This is a genomic window from Pontibacter rugosus, from assembly GCF_042678745.1.
In the GTDB taxonomy this organism is placed as follows: domain Bacteria; phylum Bacteroidota; class Bacteroidia; order Cytophagales; family Hymenobacteraceae; genus Pontibacter; species Pontibacter rugosus.
In genome coordinates this window covers 1-8876 of sequence record NZ_JBHTLD010000200.1, presented here as the reverse complement: position 1 = coordinate 8876, position 8876 = coordinate 1, and the positions used below count along the sequence as shown (strand labels likewise).

Here is an 8876-nt window from a genome sequence, read left to right as displayed (position 1 = left end):
AGCCCTTGGTTACCTGACTCCTTGCCAATATGAAAAACTGTTGTGCAACCAAGCTGTGGCTGCCTGAAAAAGTCTCCAGTAAAACATTGCAATTCCAGGCGCTCGTAGTAGTACTCGAAGCACTTGAAGCCCGAGAGGTGGTAAAGCGTGAGAATAGTGAGCACCTCGCTCTCAGAAAGGGCGGGCTTCCTGCCGGCGGGATGCTTTTCAAGAAGCCCCTTTGGCAGCGGGTGCGAGGCGAAGTGCTCCTGCACTTCCTTGCAGAAATCGTCTATGAAGCAGAACACTTCAACCACTTTGGCAGTATCTAGGATAAAGTGCATAAGGCTAGGGGATTAGGTGAAACATCGGACAATATTTCTACCTGATTCCTAGCCTTTTTTGTTGCACAAACAGCTGTTTTTTAAATATTTAATTCCCGAGTTCACGTTAAAGCTAATTCCGTCCCTATACTTATCTTTTGATGTAGATGACCTGAAGCAGAGGATCTAACATTACAGCATATTTAAAACTTATCCTTTGCGCTGCAAAAACGATATGTAAACATGCTCTTTACTCAGAAAATAAAGTCAAAAAGCTTTATAACTTAATACTACAAGACAAGAAAGGGCCTGCTCCTAATATGGAAAGGCCCTTTCTTGTCTCTATACTTATAGTAGCTACATATACCAGCGTGTATTCAAATTATAAACAGGAAGCCCGGCATGAGCCGGGCTTCCTGTTTACTGTACATAGTTTGTAGTCACTTTCTGGTCACCCACCATCAGGTCAAAGTCACCCGGTTCTGTTACCCATTTTCCTTCCTCATTCACAAAAGCAAGGTCTTCCGGTTTCAGCGTAAAGCGAACTTCTTTCTCCTCTCCCGGGGCAAGCTCTACCTTCGTGTATGCCCGTAATCTGCTGGCACTTGGAGTAATGCTGGCGTATAAGTCACGGCTGTAAAGCTCCACGGCCTTTTGTCCGGCCAGCTTTCCAGTGTTCTTCACCTTCACGCTTACCTGCAGCTGGTCGTTCGCCCCAAAGGACGTAGAGTTTACCTTCAGGTCTGAAAACTGAAAGGTAGTATAGCTTAAGCCATGGCCAAAGGTCCATTGCGGATTAAAGCCTTTGTCGCCGTAGGTGTTTGGCTGATCTTCGCGTATCTTTTCGGTTCCTTTGTGGTCGTACAATACTATATCACCGGAATGGCGCGGGTACGTAAAGGGCAGTATGCCGCTTGGATTGTGGTCACCAAACAAAACGTCGGCAATAGCCGGGGCGCCAAAGGTAGAAGGACGGTAGGCTAACAGCACCGCCTTCATGTCCGGCTCAATGGAGGAGATTACACGCGGCCTGCCTTGTGTGAGCACAAGTATAACAGGCTTACCTGTTTCTTTAGCGGCCTTTGCCAAAGCAAGCTGGTTGGCATCCAGATCAAGGTTGTCTATTACGCCAGGGCTTTCGGCATAGGCTTTCTCTCCCAGGCAAAGTATAATGGCCTGCACATTTTGCGCATCTTTCTTCAGCTGGGCTACATTATAGTTAGCAGCCGCACCAAATTCACCCACTGATCGGCTTACCACATTTTTTGCACCCAGCTCTTTTTGCAAGGCTTCTAGAATGGTCATGGCCTTGTCTGGGTATTGGCTTTCATCACTTCCTTGCCAGATGTAGGACCAACTGCTGTGCAGCGTTCCCAGTGAGTTGGCACCCGGACCAGCCACCAGCACGCGCGTTCCCTTCTTCAGCGGCAGCACATTGCCTTCGTTTTTCAATAGCGTCAGGCTTTCCAGCGCTGCCTGATAGGCTACGCTGTCATACTCCGGCTTCTGCACCTGGCTTTTAAGGGCAGCATTCGGGTACGGGTTGTCCAGTAAACCCAGCTTCTCTTTAAATGTCAGGATGCGGCGCACCGATAAGTCAATGCGCTCCTCGCTGATAGTTCCTTCGTTTACCAGCTCCACCAGCAGATCATAAAACGAGTAATCTACCGGCACCATGCTCATGTCGAGCCCTGCCTCTACCGCCAGGCGCACGGCTTCTTTTGGCGTGGCGGCAATGCGGTGGCGGGTATGCAGGCGAATAACGTCTTCCCAGTCTGAAACGGCCACACCTTCAAAACCAAGCTCATCCCGCAGAATGGTAGTCAGATAGTACTTGCTGCCATGCACAGGTATCCCGTTTATTTCACCGGAGTTAATCATCACGGTTGCCGCCCCGGCTTCAACCGCTTCCTTAAACGGAGGCAGCACATACTCGCGCAGCATAGTTTCAGGAATGTAAGAAGGCGTTCTATCTTTTCCGGTAGCTGGCAGGGAGTACCCCAGGAAGTGCTTCATACAGGAGGCAACGGTATGGTCCTGATTGAGGCCATCCTGCTCATACCCTCTGATCGTGGCCGCTCCCATGGTTTTTACCAAGTATACGTCCTCGCCAAAAGTTTCTTCAAAGCGTGGCCAAAGCGGCTGCCTGCCTACATCAAGCACCGGATCAAAGTTCCAGGGAATACCGGCGGCACGTACTTCTGCTGCAGTGATTTCAGCTATTCTGCGTGCTATGTCGGGGTTGCGGCTGGCGGCTGTACCAATGTTGTGCGGAAACAAGGTAGATCCAGCGATATAGTTTGCCCCATGAATGGCATCAATACCATATACAACCGGCACGCCCAATCTTGTTTCTTTGGTAGCAACATCTTGTATGGCCGTTAGAATTTTATGCCACTGATCTACTGTATAGGCTTGGCCTTTTACGTTCAGGATAGAGCCTACATTTTTCTCTATCAAAGCTTTCCGCAGCTTCGCCATATCCACCACTGTGGTTTCATCGTCCTCCAGAATCAGGTCGATGGTTACCTGCGTCATCTGTCCCACTTTTTCTTCGATGGTCATCGCTGCAATCAGGCTGTCCACCCTGCTGGATGAGGCTACCGTTCGGCCCGCAATAGCTGCTGCGGCAGTCTCTGTTGTAGCTGTGGCTGTGCCGTCAGCAGAGGGTTTGGGAGAGGCACAAAATTGTAGGGCAAGTGCCACGGTGAGCGCAAAAGGAATAGATTTAGTATAGTTCATCTATAGTATGGGTTGTTTATAAATTCAATTCTAATGCCAGTTAAAGTATAAAAGTACTCGTTCCGGAATAAAATAAAGTATAGCCAAGGCTGTTAGTTGTTCTTTTTCTGAACATATCCTGCCTCATACTTAAGCGCTTCCAGGGCAGAAGCCAGGTAAAGGAAAGGCGCATTCCAGTTGATGGCAATTTCGTTGGAGGCGTAGGAGCATTCCTCGTCCACATATGACTCGTCGGCTATTTTTGTAGGATAGGTGCAGTCATCCTGCTGCCCCGGGTTCGGCCCACCCACCAGCAGCCCCGGAACCGGCTCCTTTACCCCATCTGAAACAGAAAGGCGGTGGTGCGGAAACATCGGTGTTTTATCACCAAAGCCTGTCAGGAAGGAATAGCCAGTGGCATTTCTGCCGAGCAGGTAGTCTAGGTTAGCCAAGGCACTGTCGAGGTACTTTTTATTTTTTGTCAGGCGGTAGGCCTGCACTAGTGCAATTCCCTGGTTTCCGGCCACGGCATTGCTTCCCCACACAAAATCATGCGCATTGCCTCCCATCGGTACTTTGTAGGGTGTCTTCTCCCCTGCCTGCACCAATTGATCTGCAAAAGCAATTAGCGCAGCCTTCAGCTTCGGATAGTTCTTTTTGGCTGCAGGTGTGAGTTCTTTTTCGTGGCGGGCCAGGGAGAAGTAGCCCAGAAAGCGTACCTGCCCCCACGACGGCAAATCCATACTTTTATGCGGCATTGCTTTGATGGCTTTGTAATAGCTATCATCTTTTGTAGCTAAGTAGAGCTCTGTTGCAGCCCAGTCAAACTCATCGCTTACATCTTTGTCGCCGTAAGCACCCGTGTTGATGGCTGGCGCATACTGTTTGTTCATTTCAGATTGATCATACAAGACAGCTGGGTTCTTACGCGCCCACTTCCACGCTGCCTTCGCGGCCACCAGGCTGGAGTCGGCAAAGCCGGGCATCTCCTTGTCATACTTTCTGAATACGCGGCTAGCCTGTGCCATCACAGCTGCAAAGTTCAGCGCTGCCGCCGTAGACTTTTTCACAACATAGCGTGGTGCAGATGCCTCAGAAGGCTTCGTGCTCATTCCTTCAAAGTTTGCTGTGGTTAACTTGTGATATACGCCGCCATCTTCCGGGTCCTGCATCGTGAGCATCCAGCGTAGGTTCCAGAGCGCTTCGTCCAGCACGTCGGGCAGCGTATTATTGCTTTCAGGCAGTTGTAGGTTTAGCGTGTTAAAGTATACCGGAAAGTCTTCGTAAGCCGATAGCATGGTAGCAGTGGTAATGCCGCTGTTTACGATATACTTGTTATAGTCGCCCGCATCATACCAGCCTTTGGAACAGGCAAGCACTGTGCCTTCAGGGCGCTTTTTGCTGGCAGCGGAAGCATGCACCAGCACCTTGTTGTCCGGGTGTCCAGCAGGGCGGCTCCATTGGCCTGCATGCTCTTCTTCAAGATCTGTGGAGGCACGCTGAAAGTAAAAAGCTTTGATAGCCGCTTTTGTCATCTCCTGGTATACTTCCTGGCTTACCTCAAATGGATAGGAATATCCCTGCCCCGGCACAAGCAGCACATAAGTGCCACTCTGCCTGAATGTAGAAAAATCTGCGACACGAGTTGTTTTCCCGGAATGCAGCGACTTTAACTCTGCTCCCAGATTGCCCGTGTAAAGCGTATCCGACAGATTGGGCGTGGTGATGTAAAAGTTACCGCTGGCCTTACCAGGCACAACCGCTTTCTTTGCTCCCTCCGGATAGAAGCCAACCTGGTTCAGGCGGATTTCCGAGAACTGCTGCTGCCCGCTCGCTGTTAAGCTGCCGCAGGTAAGTATACCGGTAAGAAGTGCAAGGATGTCTGTTCTAAACTGTTCCATGTAAGTTGTGTTTGAAGTATAGTAGCCGAGCTACGCAGCAAATCCATTTTGATTTGATCTTGCGCAGGTCTTGCAAACATTAAGATTGGTGCTGTTTAGCTTTGAACATAGATTTGTCGGTGCTGTGAGTGGTGTTTCGTCAGTGCTGCATAATAGCAGGATGTGCAACCCTGATTTTACCTTAAAGCTATACCCACCTTGGTAAAAGCACAGTTGTTAGCCTGAGCTAAGAGAAAGAAGGAGGTGATCCGTTTACTGCTAAAAAGTATCCTTTCGACATAAGGAGCAAAGGCACAACCTACAGTTGTAGTACAAGCACTTTGCGGGTGAGTTACTTTCTATAAGGGCCACCTTCTCCCTGTGCTTCAGGGCAGCTTCAGAGCAAGAAGAACAGGCTTACGAAGTAGCACCGTTGGTAAGTATAGCAGCATTCTGATTTAAATCGCATTGCAACCAACCCGGATGAATATTAACTCAGAAGACGAGACAAAGGGATACGCATAGAGTTTATTTGCTCCACCTCACTCATATCACTTTAAACTTCTTTCAAAGCCTTGTCCTTTTCTCATTCAGCTAAAGATACAAGAGGTCTTACCCTATGCAGCAAAACTGAAGTATGAAACTCGCTCTTTCCTGATAGTTATAATACAGACCTGAAGTAAAAAGAGAAGGGCTGTTGCTGCCCTTCCCTCTTATCTCTCCAGAACTACTCGCGCAGCCCTATATCATCTATATAAACAGTGTTTGGCGTAGTTCCGTAGTTTTTAATTATCAACTCTGTTATACCACCTGAAACAGCACCTAACTGGCTGATTGGAATCTCGATCAGCTTATATTCACCTGCTTTTACATCAAATGTTACATCGGCTTGATTTGCGCCAGCTGAGTTCTTCACTTGAACAGCTAACTGGCTATCTTTGGTACCACGCACATAAAGCACCAGGGTTCTGTAGCCATTAAGCACATTGGCATCTTTAGGGTGAAACTGCAAACCACCATTAGCGCCTTCGTAAACCACTTTTATAGCTCTTGCTCCCCTATTTGGCTGTTCCGTATTCGCTAGATCCTGGGTTGGTGTCTCCCAGCCACCCCACTTCTCCCATTCAGCTTCACCGGCAGCATTTACCCGCAGCGCATTATCGTAGATGTAATAGTCGATATTCGGGCCACCTGCACCAACTTGTGCCTCTTGTGTCGTCTCTATTTCTAAGCCTCGGTTTGTAATAAGCATTAGTTTACCGCTCTTTGCGCCATTCGGCACTGCCAATATTATCTGTGTCTCCGTTTTAGCCAGGAAATTGGTTACCGTTGCCCCACCTACAAATTTCACAGACTGCACAAGATTAAGACTGCTGCCATTGATTGTCAGGTAAGCCCCAAATGCCACTGGTGCAGGAGTAATGCCAGTAACCTTAGGCAAAACAATCTCTACCTCGGCTTTTGTGGTTACTTCGTAATCTTTTGTGGTTATCAGTTTCAGCACACCGCTTTTAGCATTATTAGGCACCGTTACTATTAGCTGGTTCGCAGATTTGCTTACAAAAGTAGAGACAGTAGCATCTCCAGTGAACACAACAGATTTCACCAGATCCAGGTTAGTACCTGTAATGGTAATGTTAGCCCCCGGATCAACAGGTGTAGAGGTGACATTGGTAACGGCTGGTAAAACCAGGTTAAACGCAGAAGAGGTTGCTACCTCAAAACCATGTATGGTTACTAACTTTAGATTTCCTGCATTTGCCTTATCCGGCACTTTTACAACCAATTGGTTCGCAGATTTGCTTACAAACGTAGAAGCTTTCTCACCACCTGCAAATACCACCTCCTTCACCATATCCAGGTTTGTTCCTGTGATAGTCAGGTTTTCACCATGCTTCACATCAGTCAAAGAGGTGATGGCTGGTAAGATGATGTTCAACTCCGGTTCTGTTGCTTTCTCTGCCAGAGAGCCTGTAGCTACCAATGTAAGCGCACCTGAAACAGCGCTGTTAGGCACCACTAAGGTAATCTCGGTAGCTGTATGGTTTGCAAACTCGGACACTGTTGCACCTCCCGGAAACTTAACTTCCTCTACCAGGTCAAGGTTAGTACCTTTCAGGGTTACGCTTGCGCTGTGTTTAACAGAAGCTGGATCGAAAGAAGTTACGCTTGGCAACGTTACCACAAACTCTTCTTCAGTTTCAATAAAGGTCGGGTTTTCGCCACCGCCCACAAATACCAGCGGACCTGTTTTGGCGTTCATCGGAACCTGAAGTACCAGTTCAGTTGCTGATTGGCTAACGAACTCGTCTACTGTGTCTCTCCCAAACACAACACCCTCTACCCAGGTTAACTTCGTTCCTGCTACCGTCATATTGGCACCGGGTCTGGCTTCTGGTGTAAAGGAAGTAACCGTAATGGGTACCGTGAAACTCAATATAGTTTTGGATACCACATCATCCCCTTTAGAGAGTTTAAGTGTCACCCTTCCCTGCATTGCCTCTTCCGGAACCATAATTCTGATGAGTTCTGATGTTTGCTCAATAAAGCTTGCTTTAGGCACTGTTGCACCTTGCAGCTCTATGGCTTCTACCTGGTTCAGGTTATGGCCTACAAAACGCAGTTCCTCCCCATGCTGTACACCTGTAGGGCCAAAACTTAACAACTCTACCTGCCCTGAATTGGGTCCAGTCTCCTCATCGTCATCCTCACATGAGGTTATAAATCCTAACGACAGAATCAGGCAGAACAGCAACAGGAGCCTATGATTATAGAAATTCTTCATATAGATGTCTTTTTAAGATTTGTTAATTAGCCCTTATAGGTACTACCCGCATATTGTCTATAGCGATGTTGGCGGTAACTTTTGCTCCATCACTGAAGAAGAAGGAAGCACCGTAACCATCAGCTCTGTATGGAAACTCTTTGTTGGCTGTATAAAATTCTTCAAACGGAATGCTTACGGTTTCCCATGCCCCTTCTGTATGAATATTAGGCTTCCAGGTATAGAAAATAGTGTTTCTTTCAGTTCCCATATCTCCCACACCCATGTACATTTTAATTGCTGCTCCCGTTAAAGGGGCAAGTGTGTTTATCTCAAACTTCAGTACATAGTCAGCAGGGTTTTCCAAAGCAGCCGCCGGAATATTCTTTGTTTCTTTGGCTATATCACTATTAACAGGCCCAACATAAAACTCAGCCCAGGCACCTTCGGCCAAAGCCTGGTTAAAGCGCAGGAAGTTGTTGTTAATGTTTTTAATCTCAGGATCAGACGCTTTGATAAAGTTCGGGCCATGCCATAATCCGGTTGTTGTTCCGTCGAAGCTGGCAATGATGTTTCTGTTGTCGCGGAACCAGAAATTAGACTCCGTTTCACCGAAGCTAGTAGTCACTGTAATAGTTCCTGGTTCAGCTCCCTCAGGCACTTTCACTTTGATCATATCATCTTCAACAGAAACTACCTCTCCTTCTACACCACCCGTAAAAGTGACCGTTAGAGGGGCGTAGAAGAAATCTCCGACAATCGTGGCCACTTCACCAGTACCTACATACTCACTCAGCATGCCGGTAAGCAACGGCTCACTTATGTCCACTGTAAAATCATATAGCAGCGAATCTCCATTAGCAAAAATGAGCTTCATCTTGTTCGTGATATCTATCGGAATATTGGCAGGCACACGGGTAATGATAGATGTACTGGTGATATAAGCAGGATTTAGACCTGCTTGCTGATCGTTGAACCAAAGCTCACGCGCACCATTTAGATTCTGCCCAATTATGGCAATCATACTGCCCTGGCCTGCTTTAGCAATAAGGGAGTCAGAAGCCTCTGGCCGTGTAACCCTGATGTAACTAATCATAGGTTTACCACCATTCGGACCATTATCATCATCATCCGAACACCCTGTGAATATTCCTGCCATCGCAATAGCGATGAACAGGAACAAGAATGCGTTAAATCTATTTTTCATAT

The 8876-nt window shown here is 47.6% G+C and carries 4 protein-coding genes and 1 pseudogene; all 5 read right to left on the bottom strand.

Going from position 1 to position 8876, the window contains the following annotated elements; all coding sequences use genetic code 11:
* Positions 1-323, bottom strand: a pseudogene (locus ACFQ2O_RS17430) (hypothetical protein); the annotation flags it as partial.
* Between the two features lie 399 nt (positions 324-722).
* Positions 723-3044, bottom strand: coding sequence for a glycoside hydrolase family 3 N-terminal domain-containing protein (locus ACFQ2O_RS17425; RefSeq protein ID WP_377530744.1), 2322 nt, complete (start codon positions 3042-3044; stop codon positions 723-725).
* 92 nt (positions 3045-3136) lie between these two features.
* Positions 3137-4924, bottom strand: a complete 1788-nt coding sequence (locus ACFQ2O_RS17420; RefSeq protein ID WP_377530740.1) for a glycoside hydrolase family 9 protein — start codon at positions 4922-4924, stop codon at positions 3137-3139.
* A 706-nt stretch (positions 4925-5630) separates the two neighbouring features.
* Positions 5631-7688 (bottom strand): IPT/TIG domain-containing protein, encoded by a 2058-nt coding sequence (locus ACFQ2O_RS17415; RefSeq protein WP_377530737.1) that lies wholly within the window; start codon positions 7686-7688, stop codon positions 5631-5633.
* A 22-nt stretch (positions 7689-7710) separates the two neighbouring features.
* On the bottom strand, positions 7711-8876 hold a 1166-nt coding region (locus ACFQ2O_RS17410), incomplete at its 5' end, for a glycan-binding surface protein (RefSeq protein ID WP_377530734.1).

Excerpts from the sequence above, each read along its gene's own strand:
- ACFQ2O_RS17425 (WP_377530744.1), bottom strand. The coding sequence starts at position 3,044 with ATGAACTATACTAAATCTATTCCTTTTGCGCTCACCGTGGCACTTGCC.
- ACFQ2O_RS17420 (WP_377530740.1), bottom strand. The coding sequence starts at position 4,924 with ATGGAACAGTTTAGAACAGACATCCTTGCACTTCTTACCGGTATACTT.
- ACFQ2O_RS17415 (WP_377530737.1), bottom strand. The coding sequence starts at position 7,688 with ATGAAGAATTTCTATAATCATAGGCTCCTGTTGCTGTTCTGCCTGATT.